We start from the raw sequence: 16,150 nt of genomic DNA on the forward strand, positions 1-16,150 counted from the left end.
CATGCGCATCGACGCGATTTCGATCGGCAACAATCCCCCCAAGGAAGTCAACGTCCTCGTCGAGGTGCCGGTCGGTGGCGAACCGATCAAGTACGAGATGGACAAGGAGGCGGGCACGCTGGTGGTCGACCGCTTCCTCTATACGTCCATGCGCTATCCCGGCAACTACGGCTTCATCCCACATACGCTCTCAGGCGACGGCGACCCGGTCGACGTGCTGATCGCCAACCAGCGTGGCATCATTCCGGGCGCCATCGTCGCCTGCCGCCCGGTGGGCGTGCTCAAGATGAATGACGAGGCCGGCGGCGACGAGAAGATCGTGGCCGTTCCCACCCCGAAGCTCACAAGGCGTTACGAGAACGTCCACGAATACACCGACCTGCCCGAGATCACCCGCCAGCAGATCGAGCATTTCTTCGAGCACTACAAGGACTTGGAGCCCGGCAAGTGGGTGAAGGTCGTGGGCTGGGGCAATGCGGCGGAAGCCGAGCGCATGATTGTCGAGGGAATCGAACGGGCAAAGCGGGCCAAGGCCTGAGAGGCAATTGACTCAGGTCAAGGTTGAAGATGCGTGTGCTCTCTAGCCATATCGGCTGGAGGTACCACCATGATCAACGTCGCCATCGGCTATGACCCGCGCGAAGCCATCGCCTATCATGTCTGCGCCAACAGCCTGATCCGCCATTCCAGCCAGCCGCTGGCGCTGATGCCTCTGGCGCTCGGTAACCTGCGCGGCTACGCGGAAACCCACAAGGACGGCTCGAACCAGTTCATCTACAGCCGCTTCCTGGTGCCGCACCTGATGAACCATCAGGGCTGGGCGCTCTTCGTCGACGGCGACATGCTGCTGCGCGGCGACGTTGCCGAACTCTGGGCGATGCGCGACGAGTCGAAGGCCGTGATGTGCGTGCATCATGACTACAAGACCAAGGCCACGACCAAGTACCTGGGCTCGGCGAATGCCGACTACCCGCGCAAGAACTGGTCGAGCGTTGTCCTGTGGAACTGCGGCCATCCCGCCAACAAGGTGGTGACGCCGGACTTCGTGATGGGGGCCACCGGCGCCCAGCTCCACCGCTTCACGTGGCTGGACGATTCACTCGTCGGCGAGATTCCGAAAGTGTGGAACTGGCTCCCCGACGAGTTCGGCGCCAACCAGCAGGCGAAACTCCTCCACTGGACGCTGGGCACCCCCTGTTTCCACGAATATGCCCACGCGCCCATGGCGTCCGAATGGCACCGCGAGAAGCTGCTTGTCGACTTCTCGCTGCAGCGGGTGATCGACGGACCCTTCGAGAACGAGTGAGCCGGATTACATCTCCGGCTGCGCGATGCCTTCTGCCGCGCAGGCGGCCTTCACCGTGTTGTAGAGCAGGCAGGCGATGGTCATGGGGCCGACGCCGCCCGGAACCGGCGTGATGGCGCCCGCCACCTTCTCGCAGGAGGCATAGTCGCAGTCGCCCACCAGCTTGCCCTTGCCGTCTCGCTCGATGCGGTTGATGCCGACGTCGATCACAATGGCGCCGGGCTTCAGCCAGTCGCCCTTGACCATCTCGGGACGCCCCACGGCGGCAATGACGAGATCGGCGCGGCGGACCACACCGGGCAGGTCCTTCGTCTTCGAATGGGCGATGGTGACGGTGCAGTTCTCGGCCAGCAGCAATTGCGCCACCGGCTTTCCGACGATGTTGGAGCGGCCGATGACCACGGCTTCCAGTCCGTCGAGCGATCCCAGCACGTCCTTCGCCAGCATCACGGAACCCGTTGGCGTGCAGGGCACGAGCGAGTCCTGCCCGGTGGAGAGCTTGCCGACATTCACGACATGGAAGCCGTCGACATCCTTGGCCGGCGAGATCGCCGAAAGCACCTTCGTGGAATCGATGTGCTTCGGCAGCGGCAGTTGAACCAGAATGCCATGGCAGGCAGGATCGGTGTTGAGCGTCTCGACCAGCGCCAGGACATCAGCCTCTGACGTTTCGGCGGGAAGCTTGTGCTCCCACGAGTTCATGCCGACTTCAACCGTCTGCTTCGCCTTGTTGGCCACATAGACTTTGGACGCCGGGTCCTCGCCGATCAGAACCACCGCGAGGCCGGGGGTGAGGCCATGCTTGTCCTTGAGGCCGGCGACCGCCTTGGCGATCCGCCTCCTCAGGCCTTCGGCATAGGCCTTGCCATCAATTGTTTTCGCCATATTCAACTTTCCTTCCCTGCATTCACATTCAGGGCCATCAATGCCTCAAGTCCTGCCGGATTTCCAGTCACCAGAAGCACCTTGTTGCGCTCGGTTTCGCCCGAAACGAGGCTGAACGCGGATTTGGGGAGGCCGGCAGCCTTGGACACCGTCTCGATAACGGCCTTGTTGGCCTTGCCCTTGTCCGGCGGCGCCGTCACTTTCACGGCCAGCGACACGGCCCCATCGGATGCGGTGTAGAGTCCGGTGACTTCATTGCGGGAAGACTTCGGCGTCACCCGGACGGCGAGGAGCAGCCCGCCCCGGCCGGACCGCAAGGGCGAGGTCACGCGAGGCCGAGTTTCCGGAAGACCCATGCGACCAGCATGCCGAAGAACTGCAGGCCGATCAGCAGCACGATGGGCGAGATGTCGATGCCGCCGAGGTCGGGCAGCCGCTTGCGGATGGGCCCCAGCAGCGGTTCCGTCAGGCGCTGCAGCGCCTGCCCGATTTGCCGCACATAGGGGTTGGTGCGGTTGACCACGTTGAAGGCCACCAGCCAGCTCAGGATGACGGTTGCCAGGATGATCCAGAAATAGACGTCGATGAGAGTGAGGATCAGCCAGAGAAACGGGTTGGACGTCATGGCGAAGGCGGTCCTGTGATTGGTGCAGACGTCCATGTAGGGCGGGAGCACCGCGCAAGCAAGCTTGACGGTTTTGCCCGGCCTGACTAAAAGCGCTTCAGCCTGTGGAAGGGGCGGTAGCTCAGATGGGAGAGCGCGGCGTTCGCAATGCCGAGGTCAGGGGTTCGATCCCCCTTCGCTCCACCAGGCAGTCACGAATTTCGCTGTTTTTTGCGTTTGCCGGGAATTCTCCGGCAGGTACGGGCGTTGCGGTCCGGCACAACAGGAATTCAGTCTCTTGCAGCGCTTCGAGAGGTGCAAGAACCCGGCGATTTGTCCGCCTGTCTCTGGCTCTGCCATTCGATTTCCAAGATTGGAGTTCCGCATGAGGTTGAGACGGGTTCGTCAGAAACCGGAGACGCCCGCAGGGCTCAGTTGTTGGCGCTGTTCTACCCAATCGGGTGGAAGATCGGTGAGATCGCTGATGCCGAGGCCGCGTGCGAGCCGGTTGGCCATCACGGCCTCGACGATGTCGGGCGGCAGTAGCGGCGGTTCCTCTGGAACCGGTAGCGGTGGCAGCTTCTGGGGTTGGCAAACGGGGCGGTAGTGTGGACATGGTTTGGGTTTGGAGACATCCGAAGGAAGACGATGAGTGGGGAGCCGATTTGGACATCAGGCTCTGTCCGCCATTGAATGGTACCGGGCTTTTGGGCGACAAGCGGCTTGATCAGGCCATTTACCGGCCCGTGTTCAAGTCGAAGACGGCGCTGAGGAAGTTCAAGAAGCTGCACTGTCCGCCAATGGATGGGACAACCGCTGTCGATGCGGTCTGGCGCGACATCATCCTCAAGTTTGTGCCAGAGGACCATGTGCAGTTCCTACCGATCCGGCTGATTGCGCGGGGCGAAATCTGCGACGACTTTTTCTGGCCCATCGTCATGGACCGGGTGTTTTGCATCGATCCCGAGAAGTCCACGATAACCCAAAAACTGCAAATCCAGACCGCTTCATCATCTTCGGGGTCAGCCAGTTCGTGCACATTCCTAGCTGCCTAGGTGATCTGCATCTGGCCCGCGATGCACGCATGAAATCGCATCTTCTCGTGTCCGATGAGCTGAAGGAAGCGCTTTCGGCAACAGGCGAGGACAGCATGTTCTACCGTCCAGAGGACGCCGTCACCATGGACACAATGATGGCCAGAGCGAGAAACCGAAACCTGAACTGAGGGAAATTGAGTGAAAGGCAACCAGAAAAGCAAAGGCCGACTGAGCAAGCGGGACCTCAACTCGTATCAGAAGAGGCTGATGGAAGATGGAAACCTGATCGAAAAGCTGTCTCGCGAAGAGCTCGACGGTGTGGCATCCGACCTCACAAATCCGGATGACCTGTACCAAAGAGTGCGGATTTTGGCGAAGTCATTCGACCCCCGTTACATCCCGGTCTTTGAGAAGTTGGCGACCTATGCCGATGACACAATGGTAGCCGGGGAAGCGCTTCGTGCCTTGATCGACTTCCACGGCAGACACGAATACCTGCCGTTGTTGATGAAGTACATCGAAGGCGTGAACTGGGATCCCTATGATGACCTAAAGCTTCATTCAATAGGCATTGCCGAGTTCCTTTTGAAGGAACACAAGGACCAAGAGCTCATCGCGCTTGTTATCAAACAGTTTGAGGAATCTGATAACTCGGTCGTCCGTGATGCAGCACACGAAGCTCTTATGACAGCTGCGGGCATTGACCGCAGCGACGTTTCGACGACCATTGCGGCCCGAGGAATGACAGAAGATGACCTCCGTTTGGATGTGATAGCGCGACTGAAGAAAGGTCAACTGCCGAACTAGATTCGCGAGCATTTTCGCTCTTTCAGTCAGAATTGAACCGGGACCCTATGTCGGTACGCGAGTCTGCCACCCATCAATCGCAGCAATGCCCTTTCTTCGGTTCGGGCGAGGGCACGTCCAGCGCCGGGTTTGCGTCGAAAAAGCCCGACGGCATCCAGTGAAAATTGGCGTAGACGCAGGGCTGCACAGGCCAGTCTTCGGGGCGTGGCAGGTGGTGGTAGTTCATTGTGTACCACACGACGATGTTCCTGTCCTCGATGGGCCGGTCTGCCTTCGTCCAGTCCGGCAAGCCGTCGCCGCCGGCGTGCTGGTTGGGATATTGCCCTGCTGGATAAAGCTCGCTCTCCGCATAGGGCGTGACCCAGAGGTGGTGGTACATGAAGCCGGCGCGGCGGCCGACGTATGAGTCCGGATCCTGATAGGGAAACGCGTTGACACCCGGCACCAGCTTGTAGGCCGTGGGCTCGCCCACCGCATTTGTCTCATGCGGATTGAACACCTTCCAGTAGCGTTGCGCCCTGAGATCGATGTCGCGAATCGCCTGCTGTTCGGAGGGAAGCACCGTTTCGCTGATGCGGATGGCATTGCCATGGGGGTTCTCGGGGCCAACCGGCACGGCGGAGAAGTTCACCTCCTTCACCGAGTTCCGCTCGCCGTCGACCGTCATGTCGAAGCGGTAGCTGAACACATGCTGGTGCACATGCGCCTCGATCCCCGGCGCCATCAGTGCGCCATAGGCAGACTTGGCACCGACGGGCAAGGCCGAGGCAAAGGGAATGCCGGTCGCCTTCACTTCCGAGCCGATCGTGCCGTCCTGATAGAAATACCAGAAGAAGCCATAGACATAATTGCCGATCGTCGAGATGGACGAGATCACGAGGCGGCGAGAGCGCTTCACCGTCACGTCGCCGGTGAGCCAGTTGGTGAATTTCCACAGCGTGCCGAAATCTTCCTCGTGCATGCAGATGGCATTGCTGATGAGCTTCGGCTTGCCGTGCCAGTCATGGCCCCAGGCATCGAAATAATGGATGTGCCCGAGGCAATCGCAACCGAGGGTGAGTGAATCGAGGAATTGGCCGACGCCATATTCACCGGTGTCGAAGGCGTTCCGCCTGTAGTTGGCGCCGGTGGGATCGCCATAGGGGACCACCATCTCCGCCATCGAGGCGCGGTGCATGATCGGCCGCACCCGGCCTTTGTCCTCATAACCGATCTGATGGAAGATGAGGCCGTCGCGCACATGGAAGCCGACGCGGATCTGCCACTTCTGCCAGCGCACCAGATGGCCCTCGACCGTGAAGCTGGGTCCTTCGGGCTGGGTGATCTCCAGCGGCTTCAGGTCGGTCCGGTGCGTGGCGCTCTTGATCGGCACGCATTCGGGCGGCAACGGCACCACGCCGAAGTCATCGACGCGCAACACCTTCATTCGGCGCAGGTCGATGACGGGATGCAAGTTTGCGATGGGCCGCGCATAAGGATTGTCGCCGGATTCATTGGCCACCCAGCAATGGCCATATGCGATACGCTCGTCGGCCTCCTCAGCAATGCCGAACTGCCCCGCGGCCCAGGCCTCGACCAGCACCGTGTCCATGTCGGTGATGCCACGAAGTGCGCAAGCCGCGATGAAGCGCGGATCGGTCTTGGCGACATCGCCGCCCGCGCCAAACTCGTCGGCGACGATCCGCGCATGCATGCCTTCGGCATTGCGCCAGGTTGTGAACGTTCCTGACGCCAGATCGGCGACACCGTCCCATGTCTCGCCCGATTGCGGATCATAGCAGCAGACAAAGGCCTCGCGCCGCGAGGTGCCAGCACGCAACTGTTCCTTCGAGGGTTCGTGAAGGGCGATGGTCTCGAACCACGCTTTGGGGCTCAACGCGCCTTTCGTGCGGGCAATGTCTGCGGCGCGGGCAATTTCATCATTGGTCAGCGGTTCGAGCGGGTGCGAGGACATGTGATCGGTATTCCCTGTTCGCAAAAGACCTAGCATGACCGCGTGGAGCAATTGAAGCGGTCAGAACCGCACGCATGCCACTTGCGCGCTCCGCGCCTGCGGCTAGCATGTGGATGAAGAAGGACGTGCAGTGGGAGACAGGGCATGAAGATCGTCTATGGCAGCGGGCACCACGGGCACAGCGGGGCCATGGAGATGATGTACAACCGTTTCGTGCCGATGTTCGAGAAGCCGGAGCGCATGGAGCAGATCCTCGCGCGGCTTCGCGAGACGGGGTTCGGGCAAGTGATCGAAGCGGAGCGGCATGGGCTCGATGCGGTGCATCGCGTGCATGACCCGGCCTATGTGCGGTTTCTCGAAACCGCATGGGACCGTTGGGAAAAGGAAATGGGCATCGGCGGATTTGCGACCGCCTACATGTTCGGCATGCGCGGCATGAACCAGACGCCGGGCGACTCGATCCAGGCGATGCTGAGCTGTTACACCTTCGATGTCTGCGTGCCCATTGTTGCAGGCACATGGGAGGCGATCAGCAGCGCCGTCGATGCGACATTGACCGCGCAGCAGCTTGTGCAGAGGGGCGAGCGCACGGCCTTCGCATTGTGCCGCCCGCCCGGCCATCATGCCTCGCAGGATCTCGCGGGCGGCTATTGCTACATCAACAACGCCGCCATGGCGGCTCAGGCCTTCCGTGACCAGGGTGCCGCGCGCGTTGCCATTCTCGATGTCGACTACCATCACGGCAACGGCACGCAACGGATCTTCTATGAGCGGAGCGACGTGCTCTATGTGTCGATCCATGGCCGCCCGGAAGAGGAATATCCTTTTCTGATGGGCTTTGCCGCCGAAACGGGGGCCGGCGATGGAACGGGCTTCAACCTCAACCTGCCGCTGCCCAAGGGCACCGCCTGGAACACCTATGGACCGGCTTTCGAAAAGGCCCTCGCTGCGGTCAAGGCCTATGCGCCAGATGTGCTCGTCGTGTCGCTGGGCGCTGATGCCTACAAGGATGACCCGGTGAGCGCCTTCAAGCTTGAAAGCGAAGACTTCTCGAAGATCGGCTCCGGTATCGGGGGGCTTGGCCTTCCCACGCTTTTCGTGATGGAAGGCGGCTATGCCGTGGAGGCGCTCGGCGTCAACATCGTGAACACGTTGCAGGCCTTCGAGGCGGCCTCGCCGTGACGGAAATCGATCTGGCGCTCTCGGTAGCGCTCGGCGTGGCGCTTGCGGCCGCATCGGGCTTTCGGGTCTTCGTGCCGCTGCTGGTGATGAGCGCCGCCGCCAACTGGGGCTATGTCTCGCCCGGTGCCGGCTTCGACTGGCTGGCGACCTTGCCTGCGCTGCTGATGCTGGCGGTGGCCGCCGCCATTGAAGTGGTCGCCTTCTATGTGCCCGACCTCGACAACCTGCTCGATGCGCTCGCGGCGCCCGCCGCCGTGATCGCCGGTATCGTGGTGGCCGCGGCAGCCATGACGGATGTCTCGCCGATGCTGAAGTGGACGCTCGCCATAATCGCGGGCGGCGGCGCTGCGGCAATGACACAAGGTGCCACCACCTTCGTGCGGGCGCATTCAACCATGCTCACGGCGGGGCTGGGCAATGCTGCCGTTGCAACGGGCGAACTGGCTGGCGCCACGGTCCTCTCGATCGTTGCACTCGCCGCGCCATTGATCGCACTGGCCCTCACGGCCCTTCTGGCGCTGGCCGCGTTCCGGCTGTTCCGGCGCCGCGGGAAAGGTGGTCCGGATGATACAGGCGGCCGTCCATCGCCCCGGTAACGGTACTGGAAAATCCAAGATTGCTTTGAAAGCTGGCCTTCCCTATCATCCGGCTTGCGACAATTGAGACCGATGCCGCGACCACAGAATGTCCGGCCGGATGAGGTGGGAGAATGGTGGGCGACCAGGATGAGTCGGACGGGCAGGCGTTTGCCCGGATAGAACCGCGCCAGCACGCGGCTCAGGGTCCGGAAGTCAATTTTCTTCCTCCCCTGTCGATCAATGTCGACTCGCCGGACGAGCGGCACACCAGGCTTGCCGGCATTGTTGCCGGTCAGGTCGTGCCTCGCCTTATGGCGCTCTACAGCGCGGTCAAGCAGTCGGCACAGACCCATGTCCATGCTGAACCGACGCGCACGGCTGAAATTCTCGAACTGGCCAAGCTGATCCTCGGCCCCGACAATGAGGACGCCGCCGACTACATCCTGTCGCTCAAGGATGGCGGCGTGTCTCTCGACCGCCTGCACATGGAACTGCTCGAGCCGACGGCGCGCCATCTGGGCGCGTTGTGGGAGGACGACAAGATCGACTTCGTGGACGTGACGCTCGGCGTGTCAAAGCTCCAGCGCCTCGTGCATGTCTTCAGTGGGCTGGACCATGTCTCGCCCTATGACGACAAGCGCAAGGTCTTGCTGGCTGCGGCACCGGGCGACCAGCATAGCCTCGGCAACACCATGTTGCAGAAGTTCCTCCGCGCGAGCGGCTGGCACGTCTGGACCTGCGCCACGCCGCGGATCGAGGAAGCAGCCGACATTGCAGCGCTTGATTCCTTTGCGGTGGTCGGCTTTTCACTGGGCTCCGACATCCACCTCGAAAGCCTGGCACTGGCCGTGAAGCGCGTGCGCGAACTGTCTCTGAACCGCAAGGTCGGAATCATGGTCGGCGGTTCCGCCATCGCCCGCAACCCGGAGTGGGTGGAGGCCGTGGGCGCTGACGGCACAGCCGCGGATGGCCCCTCCGCCGTCATTCTGGCGAAGAAGCTTCTCGTCTCCAGCCTCGTCTGACCTGCACCTTTTGCCCGCGCCAGTGCCTTTGAAGTTGCGCGGCTCAGGGAGAGCGGCGCAGAATACCCGCACAAGCATTCCGGACATGTTCAGATGACCACGCACCGTTTCGTCCCCACAGCGTTCTTCAACACCATCGGCAGCCATCCGCCGGTTCTCGAAATCGCGAGCGGCGACACCGTGATTGCCGAGACGGTGGACGCGCATGGCTTTGACCGTCACGGGAACAAGCGGGGGGACCGGCCCAACCCCATGACCGGTCCATTCTTCGTGGCAGGCGCGGAGCCTGGCGACACGCTGCAGGTGAAGATCGACGCCATTAGGATGACGCGGGCCACCGGCTGGACCTTCGATACCTTGAGTCCGAACGTGGTCGATCCTGGCGCAGTGGCGCGCTTTCCTGAACGCAGGAAGACCGGGTGGGTGATCGACGCCCAGAAAGGACGCGCCTGGCTGGCCGAGCCGCCCGCATCGCTGCAGAACTGGTCGGTTGCGGTCGAACCCATGATCGGCTGCTTCGGCGTGGCACCCGATGTGGGGCAGGCCATCTCGACCGCGACCAGCGGACGCTATGGCGGCAACATGGACTATCGCGGCTTCTGCGCCGGGGTGGATGTCATGTTCCCCGTGTCGGCACCGGGCGCACTGTTCTTCCTCGGCGACGTTCATGCCCAGCAATGCGATGGCGAAATCGTCGGCACCGGAATCGAGACGGCGGCGGAAGTGACCTTCACCGTGAAGATGATCAAGAACCGCAAGATCGGCTGGCCGCGCGGCATGACCGATACCGAGATCTTCACGGTCGGGAATTCACGTCCGCTGGATCAGGCCCTGCAGCACGCGACGACAGAGATGCTGGATTGGCTGATGGAGGACTATGGCCTTGATGAAGTGGCGGCGAGCCACATCATGGGGCAGGCCGTCCGCTATGACGTCGCCAACGTCTTCAACCCCGCTTATTCGGTTGCCTGCCGCATTGCGAGGAGCGCGCTCACCGGGCTGAAGTGATGAGGCCCTTGAGGGTCTCCAGCGTGTCGGCTTCGGCGGCGGGCTTGTCCCACCTGATGCGCGCCACGCGCGGAAAGCGCATTGCTACTCCAGACTTATGCCGCGCCGACGCATTGATCGCGTCGAATGCGATTTCCAGCACCAGTTTCGGCGCAACGGAGCGCACCGGGCCAAAGCGCTCGACGGTGTTCTGACGGATGAAACGGTCGAGCTGCCCCAACTCTTCGTCGGTGAAGCCTGAATAGGCCTTGCCGACAGGAACGAGAACGCTCGCGCCGTCCTTCTCCATCCACGCCCCGAATGTATAATCCGAATAGAATGACGAGCGCTTGCCCGAGCCCTTCTGCGCATAGAGCAGCACGCAGTCCGCGGTGAGTGCGGCACGCTTCCACTTGTACCAGTGGCCCTTGGGGCGGCCCGCAAGATAGGGGCTTTCCTTGCGCTTCAGCATCAGCCCCTCGATGCCCTCCTCGCGCGTTGCCTCCCAGCGCCGCTTCAGCGCGTCCTTGTCCTCGAACGGCAGCACCTCCGAGAGATCGCTGTGGGGCGGACCATATGATGCATGCCACTCCTCCAGCCGCTTGCGCCGCGCCATGAAAGACAACCCGCGCAGATCCTCGCCGCCGATCTCGAGCGCATCATAGAAGCGCACGTGAACGGGATACTTGGTCGTCATGGCCTTGGTGACGGTCTTGCGGTTGAGCCGCTGCTGGAGATCGGCGAAGGGCGCAACCTCGCCTTGGCGCAGCACCAGCAATTCACCATCGAGCACCGCATCGAACCTGAAGTGATCGAGCAACTCGGGAAAGCTGTTGCCGATGTCATCGCCCGTGCGCGAGAACAGCCGCGTCATGCCGCCCTTCCCCGCCGCCTGGATGCGGATGCCATCCCACTTCCATTCAGCGGCAAAGTCTTCGAGCGCCAACGCATTCCACTCGGCATCCTCCAGCGCATGCGCAAGCATCATGGGCCTGAACACCGGATTGGCAGAAAGCGCCGGCCTCTCGGCCTTCTGCTCCAGCCAGTCGAACAGCGGCTGATAGGGCGGCTCCAGCCCGTGCCAGAGTTCTTCTATGTCATCCACATTCTGCCCGAAGGCATCCGCCACCGCCTGCTTGGCAAGCCGCGCCGACACGCCGACGCGCGGCGCGCCGCTCAGGAATTTCAACAGCGCCCAGCGTCCCGTGGCATCGAGCCGGTCGAGCCATTGCGTGAGGAGTTCCGCATGCCCGCCGCGGCCCGCCTTCGACAGCGCCGCGACCACCTCCGGCAGACGCGGCGCCTCGCCTGCAGCTGAGACCGAAGGCCAGATCAGCGCGACCGTTTCCGCCGTGTCGCCCACATCGTCGCGCGACATGCGGAAGAGCTGCGGATCGAAACGGCTCTCGCCGATCTCGCCCAGCACGCGGCGTAGCGGAAACTGAAGCGGGATTCCATCGGTGAGGGCGGCCAGCGCGAAGCCACGGTCCGGATCGGGCGTCGAGATGAAGTAGTTGCGCATGAGCATCAGCTTGCCGTTGCGCGACGGCGTGTAGGTCAGGCGATCGAGCAAGGCGGAGAAGGCCTTCATTCGGCATCGTCCTCGCGGCCCACGAGACGCAATGCGCGCGCCGCGATGCCGCGCTTGCCCATCTCGTGAACGAGCGCCTCCTCGCGGCCATGCGTGACCCACACCTCGCGGGCGCCTGTTTCAGTGATCGTCTGCAACAGTTCGGGCCAGTCGCAATGGTCCGAGATGATGAGCGGCAGCTCCACGCCGCGCTGGCGCACGCGGCCCCTGATCCGCATCCAGCCCGAGGCAAAGCCCGCCAGCGGATCGGCAAAGCGCCGCGACCATCGGTCACCCAACGCTGAAGGCGGTGACAACACGATCTCGCCGGCGAGCTTGTCCTTCGACTCGGCGACCGATGGAACATCGCCAAGGTCAAAGCCGCGCGCGAGGTAGTAGTCCGTCATCGCGCGGAGCGCGCCATGCAGCCAGATCGGCCGGTCGTAGCCTGCCTCGCGCAGCAACGCGATGAGGCGCTGGCACTTGCCGAGGCCATAGACACCGATCTGATGCGTGCGGTCGGGGAAGTCCCTCAGCGAGGTCAGCAGCTTTGCCACCTCGCCCCTGTCTGGCTCGTGCCGATAGACCGGCAATCCGAATGTGGCCTCGGTGACGAAGAGATCGCAAGGCACGAGTTCGAAGGGATCGCAGGTCAGATCGCCGTGGCGCTTGTAGTCGCCGGAGATCACCGCGCGCTGGCCCTTGTACTCGATGACGACCTGCGCCGAACCCAGGATATGCCCGGCCGGCACCAGCCGCACCGTCACGTCGCGCACCTTGATCGGCTCACCATAGGCAAGGGCCTGCAACTGGCCGCCAGCGCCATTCCCCAACCGCAGCTTCATGATTTGAAGAGTGTCTGCCGTGGCAAGCACGGCTGCATGCCCTGGGCGGGCGTGGTCGGAATGACCATGAGTGATCACCGCACGCGGCACTGGCGCATGCGGATCGATATGGAAATCACCCGGAACGCAATAGAGCCCAGAAGGGCCGGGACGAAGCCAGGATTCGAAGGGTGGCGGAGCGCTCATGTCAGGCAGCAATGTCATGCGCCGCGGGCGGTTCCGCAAGTCTTCCGACACTGCCGCGCAAAAACAACGGGGGACGCTCCGCCCGGAGGTCCCCCGCTTAATCTGGTGCCCGGGTACGCAATACCCAATCCCGGACCGCCCCTGGCCTTGACCCCGCTCCGGGTCTGCTTGCCATGTGTTCACTATGAGGGATCAGAGTTTCAAAAGAGTTTCGAACAGGAAAAAAAGGATTAAGATGTGGTTTCAGCGCTGCGCCATCGGGGTACTATTCCGGGACCGTTGCTAACCAGCCACAGGAATCATCTGCTTCGGCAGCCATGTGGCAAGTTCGGGAATGGCAATCAGCACGAACACCATGCCGACCATGATGACGAATTGTGGAAATGCCCAGCGTGCAATCTTGAACATGCCGTGCCCGGTCATCTGCTGCAGCACGAAGAGATTGAAACCGACGGGCGGCGTAATCTGCGCCATCTCGACAGCCAGCACCACGAAGATGCCGAACCAGATCATGTCGATCCCGGCACTCCGCACCATGGGCTCGATGATGGCGATGGTGAGGGCGACGCAGGAGATGCCATCAAGGAAGCAGCCGAGAACCATGTAGAGCACGAGCAGGCACATGATGAGCCCGAAGGACGACAGCTCCAGCGTGCTAACCCACTGGGCGAGCGCTTCAGGCAATCCGAGAAAGCCCATGGCAAGCGAAAGGCCTGACGCCGCTGCGAGAATGAGCGCGATCATCGCCGAGGCCATCGTAGCACCCATCAGGCTGGTGGAGAAGCTGTTCCAGCTGAGCGTGCCCTGCCACCACGCCAGCGCGAATGCGCCGGCAACGCCGACAGCGGCCGACTCCGTCGCGGTCGCATAGCCCGCGAACATCGAACCGATGACGAGGAACAGGAGAACGAACACCGGGATGAGCCTGCGGCTCGCCACGAGCTTTTCCCATATGGTTGTGCTTGCTTCCTGGACCGGGGCATAGCCGCGCATCGTCTTGGACTTTATCGCGATGTAGCCGCTGAACAACAGCGCCAGCACAAGGCCAGGGATTATGCCCGCGATATTGATGGCCGCGATCGACTCGTTCGTCATCACGCCATAGACGATCATGATGATGGAGGGCGGAATCATGAGGCCGAGCGTGGCGGGACCGGCCAGCGTGCCGATGATGAGCGGCTCGGGATAGTTTCGCTTCTTGAGTTCCGGCACCGTCATCTTGCCGACCGTGGCAAGCGTTGCTGCTGAGGAACCCGACACCGAGCCGAACAGCGTGCAACCCATGACATTGGTGTGGAGCAGGCCTCCCGGAATGCGGCCCATCATGGGCGCAAGCCCGCGGAAAAGGTCTTCCGATAGCTTGGTGCAGAGCAGGATGTCCCCCATCCAGATGAACATCGGAAGCGCCGTCAGCATCCACGACGACGAAGACGACCAGATGGTGGTGGCAATGGCATCGCCCGCCGGACGTCCCGCGAAAACCTCGATGGCAAAGCCGCCGACTGCCATGAGCGCAAGCCCGATCCACACGCCGGACCCGAGCAGCAGGAACATCACGCCCAGAAGGACGGCGAGGATGGTGATCGAATCCATTTTGTCAGCTCACTCGATGCCGGACGACTGTTTGACGCTGTGGGCACCGGTAAGCAGCAACTGGAGAAACTGGTCGAGGATGGCCACGGCGAAGACAACGGCACCGATGGCCATGCTGGTCTGCGGGATCCACAGAGGCGTTGCATCCAGTCCTGTGCTGAGGTCGCCCGCCTTCACCTTCCAATCATCGGCCATCGTGGCGCCAAAGCCCGGCATCACGCTCCGCGGCCTGATGGAATACTCCGTGAGCCTCGGCAACTATACGGCGGAAGAAGCCGAGCGCGCGCTGGCCGAACGCAACGATCCGGCGAAGCTGCGCATCCGCACCGTCATCAAGCAGCGCCTGAAGGATGGCCGCGTGATCGCGGTGATGAGCGAGCCCATGTCGGACGGCGGGACCATTGCCACCTACCAGGACATCACCGACCTCGAGACGACCACCGAGAAGATGGTCGAATACACGCGGAAGCTCGAGCGATCGAACCGCGAGCTGGTCGACTTCGCCTATGTGGCCTCGCATGACCTGCAGGAGCCGCTCCGCAAGATCGAGGCCTTCGGTGACCGCCTTGTCAAGAAATACATCTCCGTCCTTCCCGAGGAAGGCCAGATGTTCGTCAATCGCATGCAGAGTGCCGCAAGCCGCATGCGGCAACTGATCAACGATCTTCTCTCCTATTCGCGCGTGACGACGGCGGCGGCTCCCTTCCAGCAGGTGCAGCTCAACGAAGTTCTGAACGGTGTCCTCTCGGACCTGCAGATTCGCATCGAGGAAACCTCGGCGACCGTCGAGGTGGCAGAGCTTCCGCCGCTCGAAGCTGATCCGATGCAGATGCGCCAGCTGTTTCAGAACCTGATCGGCAACGCCATCAAGTTCCGCAGGAACGGCGCCGATCCCGTAGTCAGGATCTCCGCGGAGTTCACCGACGATCACAACCTTCCGGTTTCCGGCCGCGCCGTGACGATCTCGATCGCCGACAATGGCATCGGATTCGAGCAGCACTTCAAGGAACAGATCTTCGTGATCTTCCAGCGGCTCCACAGCCGCACCGAATACGAAGGCACCGGCATTGGCCTGGCCACCTGCCGAAAGATCGTCGAACGCCATCTCGGCATGATCGACGCAATCGGCCGGCCGGGCGAAGGCTCGACCTTCATCATCACCCTTCCGCTATCACAGACCAACAAGGAATTCGCAGCATGATGCGCTCCACGCTCCCGATTCGCATTCTTGTCGCCGAGGACGATGCCGATGACCGGATGATGATCAAGGATGCCTTCGAGGAATCGCGCCTGAGCAATCCTGTCGACTTCGTCGAGGATGGCATGCAGCTGATGAACTACCTGCAACGCGAGGGTGAATACACCAGCCTCGCGGACCATCCCTACCCGGGATTCATCTTGCTTGACCTCAACATGCCGCGCAAGGATGGCCGGACGGCACTCCGTGAGATCAAGGCCTCACCCATCCTGCAGCGCATTCCGATCGTGATTCTCACGACCTCCAAGGCTGAGGAGGACATCGTCCGCACCTACAATCTCGGTGTCAATTCATTCATCTGCAAGCCGGTGACCTTCGACAGCCTCGTCGAGATCG

Annotated in this window: 18 protein-coding genes, 1 tRNA gene and 1 pseudogene; 12 read left to right on the forward strand and 8 right to left on the reverse strand. The window is 62.1% G+C overall.

The features are described from left to right. Position 1: 1 nt before the first annotated feature. Positions 2-538 (forward strand): inorganic diphosphatase, encoded by a 537-nt coding sequence (gene ppa / locus ACEW8Q_RS01625; RefSeq protein WP_373502308.1) that lies wholly within the window; start codon positions 2-4, stop codon positions 536-538. A 69-nt stretch (positions 539-607) separates the two neighbouring features. Beyond that, entirely contained in the window at positions 608-1,306 is a 699-nt protein-coding gene (locus ACEW8Q_RS01630) for a glycosyltransferase (RefSeq protein ID WP_373502309.1), read from the forward strand. Positions 1,307-1,312: 6 nt separating this feature from the next. Here ACEW8Q_RS01630 and folD read toward each other — a convergent pair whose 3' ends face one another. Genes folD through ACEW8Q_RS01645 form a run of 3 tightly spaced genes read right to left on the reverse strand, consistent with a single transcriptional unit; the run spans position 1,313 to position 2,816 of the window. Beyond that, positions 1,313-2,191 carry a bifunctional methylenetetrahydrofolate dehydrogenase/methenyltetrahydrofolate cyclohydrolase FolD gene (gene folD, locus ACEW8Q_RS01635; RefSeq protein WP_373502310.1) on the reverse strand — a complete coding sequence of 293 codons (879 nt, stop codon included), beginning with the start codon at positions 2,189-2,191 and terminating at the stop codon, positions 1,313-1,315. 2 nt (positions 2,192-2,193) lie between these two features. Then, positions 2,194-2,520 (reverse strand): DUF167 family protein, encoded by a 327-nt coding sequence (locus tag ACEW8Q_RS01640; protein ID WP_373502311.1) that lies wholly within the window; start codon positions 2,518-2,520, stop codon positions 2,194-2,196. Then, a complete protein-coding gene (locus ACEW8Q_RS01645) occupies positions 2,517-2,816 on the reverse strand; it encodes a YggT family protein (protein WP_373502312.1) in 300 nt (99 codons plus the stop codon). The genes ACEW8Q_RS01640 and ACEW8Q_RS01645 overlap by 4 nt, the downstream gene beginning before the upstream one ends. Before the next feature lie 110 nt (positions 2,817-2,926). On the opposite strand from ACEW8Q_RS01645, the gene ACEW8Q_RS01650 reads away from it, so the two are divergent. The 4 genes from ACEW8Q_RS01650 to ACEW8Q_RS01665 all read left to right on the forward strand — a co-directional run bounded on the left by ACEW8Q_RS01650 (position 2,927) and on the right by ACEW8Q_RS01665 (position 4,639). Beyond that, positions 2,927-3,002, forward strand: a tRNA-Ala gene (locus ACEW8Q_RS01650). Positions 3,003-3,367: 365 nt separating this feature from the next. Next, positions 3,368-3,850: a hypothetical protein gene (locus ACEW8Q_RS01655; protein ID WP_373502313.1), complete on the forward strand. Its 483-nt coding sequence runs from the start codon at positions 3,368-3,370 to the stop codon at positions 3,848-3,850. Positions 3,851-3,879: 29 nt separating this feature from the next. Then, a complete protein-coding gene (locus ACEW8Q_RS01660; RefSeq protein WP_373502314.1) occupies positions 3,880-4,020 on the forward strand; it encodes a hypothetical protein in 141 nt (46 codons plus the stop codon). 10 nt (positions 4,021-4,030) lie between these two features. Then, positions 4,031-4,639 (forward strand): hypothetical protein, encoded by a 609-nt coding sequence (locus ACEW8Q_RS01665; RefSeq protein WP_373502315.1) that lies wholly within the window; start codon positions 4,031-4,033, stop codon positions 4,637-4,639. 73 nt (positions 4,640-4,712) lie between these two features. Here ACEW8Q_RS01665 and ACEW8Q_RS01670 read toward each other — a convergent pair whose 3' ends face one another. Beyond that, positions 4,713-6,593, reverse strand: a complete 1,881-nt coding sequence (locus tag ACEW8Q_RS01670; RefSeq protein ID WP_373502316.1) for a primary-amine oxidase — start codon at positions 6,591-6,593, stop codon at positions 4,713-4,715. 144 nt (positions 6,594-6,737) lie between these two features. On the opposite strand from ACEW8Q_RS01670, the gene ACEW8Q_RS01675 reads away from it, so the two are divergent. The 4 genes from ACEW8Q_RS01675 (at position 6,738) to ACEW8Q_RS01690 (ending at position 10,383) form a co-directional block, all read left to right on the forward strand. Continuing rightward, positions 6,738-7,775: a histone deacetylase family protein gene (locus ACEW8Q_RS01675; protein WP_373502317.1), complete on the forward strand. Its 1,038-nt coding sequence runs from the start codon at positions 6,738-6,740 to the stop codon at positions 7,773-7,775. Then, positions 7,772-8,371, forward strand: coding sequence for a DUF4126 domain-containing protein (locus ACEW8Q_RS01680; protein ID WP_373502318.1), 600 nt, complete (start codon positions 7,772-7,774; stop codon positions 8,369-8,371). The genes ACEW8Q_RS01675 and ACEW8Q_RS01680 overlap by 4 nt, the downstream gene beginning before the upstream one ends. 113 nt (positions 8,372-8,484) lie before the next feature. Next, complete coding sequence (locus ACEW8Q_RS01685) at positions 8,485-9,375, forward strand: B12-binding domain-containing protein (protein ID WP_373502319.1); 891 nt, start codon at positions 8,485-8,487, stop codon at positions 9,373-9,375. A gap of 93 nt (positions 9,376-9,468) precedes the next feature. Next, the gene (locus ACEW8Q_RS01690) at positions 9,469-10,383 is read left to right on the forward strand and encodes an acetamidase/formamidase family protein (protein ID WP_373502320.1); all 915 of its coding nucleotides are present in this window, start codon (positions 9,469-9,471) and stop codon (positions 10,381-10,383) included. Here the strand turns inward: ACEW8Q_RS01690 and ACEW8Q_RS01695 are convergent. The 4 genes from ACEW8Q_RS01695 to ACEW8Q_RS01710 form a co-directional block, all read right to left on the reverse strand. Next, a complete protein-coding gene (locus ACEW8Q_RS01695; protein WP_373502321.1) occupies positions 10,367-11,953 on the reverse strand; it encodes a cisplatin damage response ATP-dependent DNA ligase in 1,587 nt (528 codons plus the stop codon). The two genes, ACEW8Q_RS01690 and ACEW8Q_RS01695, sit on opposite strands and share 17 nt — an antisense overlap. Then, positions 11,950-12,963 carry a ligase-associated DNA damage response exonuclease gene (locus ACEW8Q_RS01700; protein WP_373502360.1) on the reverse strand — a complete coding sequence of 338 codons (1,014 nt, stop codon included), beginning with the start codon at positions 12,961-12,963 and terminating at the stop codon, positions 11,950-11,952. Before ACEW8Q_RS01700 ends, ACEW8Q_RS01695 begins: the two co-directional genes overlap by 4 nt. Positions 12,964-13,245: 282 nt before the next feature. Further along, on the reverse strand, positions 13,246-14,556 hold the full coding sequence (locus tag ACEW8Q_RS01705) for a TRAP transporter large permease (RefSeq protein ID WP_373502322.1): 1,311 nt from the start codon (positions 14,554-14,556) through the stop codon (positions 13,246-13,248). A gap of 9 nt (positions 14,557-14,565) precedes the next feature. Beyond that, complete coding sequence (locus tag ACEW8Q_RS01710) at positions 14,566-14,751, reverse strand: hypothetical protein (RefSeq protein WP_373502323.1); 186 nt, start codon at positions 14,749-14,751, stop codon at positions 14,566-14,568. Between the two features lies 1 nt (position 14,752). On the opposite strand from ACEW8Q_RS01710, the gene ACEW8Q_RS01715 reads away from it, so the two are divergent. Next, entirely contained in the window at positions 14,753-15,757 is a 1,005-nt protein-coding gene (locus tag ACEW8Q_RS01715) for an ATP-binding protein (RefSeq protein WP_373502324.1), read from the forward strand. Beyond that, positions 15,757-16,140 (forward strand): annotated as a pseudogene (locus ACEW8Q_RS01720) (response regulator); the annotation flags it as partial. The gene ACEW8Q_RS01715 and the pseudogene ACEW8Q_RS01720, both read left to right, overlap by 1 nt. Positions 16,141-16,150: the final 10 nt, after the last annotated feature.

Source organism: Aestuariivirga sp. (assembly GCF_041738905.1).
In the GTDB taxonomy this organism is placed as follows: Bacteria; Pseudomonadota; Alphaproteobacteria; order Rhizobiales; family Aestuariivirgaceae; genus Aestuariivirga.

Bases quoted from the DNA above. Each gene is read 5' to 3' on its own strand.
- ppa (WP_373502308.1), top strand. From the start codon at position 2: ATGCGCATCGACGCGATTTCGATCGGCAACAATCCCCCCAAGGAAGTC.
- ACEW8Q_RS01630 (WP_373502309.1), top strand. From the start codon at position 608: ATGATCAACGTCGCCATCGGCTATGACCCGCGCGAAGCCATCGCCTAT.
- folD (WP_373502310.1), bottom strand. From the start codon at position 2,191: ATGGCGAAAACAATTGATGGCAAGGCCTATGCCGAAGGCCTGAGGAGG.
- ACEW8Q_RS01645 (WP_373502312.1), bottom strand. From the start codon at position 2,816: ATGACGTCCAACCCGTTTCTCTGGCTGATCCTCACTCTCATCGACGTC.
- ACEW8Q_RS01660 (WP_373502314.1), top strand. From the start codon at position 3,880: ATGAAATCGCATCTTCTCGTGTCCGATGAGCTGAAGGAAGCGCTTTCG.
- ACEW8Q_RS01670 (WP_373502316.1), bottom strand. From the start codon at position 6,593: ATGTCCTCGCACCCGCTCGAACCGCTGACCAATGATGAAATTGCCCGC.
- ACEW8Q_RS01675 (WP_373502317.1), top strand. From the start codon at position 6,738: ATGAAGATCGTCTATGGCAGCGGGCACCACGGGCACAGCGGGGCCATG.
- ACEW8Q_RS01685 (WP_373502319.1), top strand. From the start codon at position 8,485: ATGGTGGGCGACCAGGATGAGTCGGACGGGCAGGCGTTTGCCCGGATA.
- ACEW8Q_RS01690 (WP_373502320.1), top strand. From the start codon at position 9,469: ATGACCACGCACCGTTTCGTCCCCACAGCGTTCTTCAACACCATCGGC.
- ACEW8Q_RS01695 (WP_373502321.1), bottom strand. From the start codon at position 11,953: ATGAAGGCCTTCTCCGCCTTGCTCGATCGCCTGACCTACACGCCGTCG.
- ACEW8Q_RS01700 (WP_373502360.1), bottom strand. From the start codon at position 12,963: ATGAGCGCTCCGCCACCCTTCGAATCCTGGCTTCGTCCCGGCCCTTCT.
- ACEW8Q_RS01705 (WP_373502322.1), bottom strand. From the start codon at position 14,556: ATGGATTCGATCACCATCCTCGCCGTCCTTCTGGGCGTGATGTTCCTG.
- ACEW8Q_RS01710 (WP_373502323.1), bottom strand. From the start codon at position 14,751: ATGGCCGATGATTGGAAGGTGAAGGCGGGCGACCTCAGCACAGGACTG.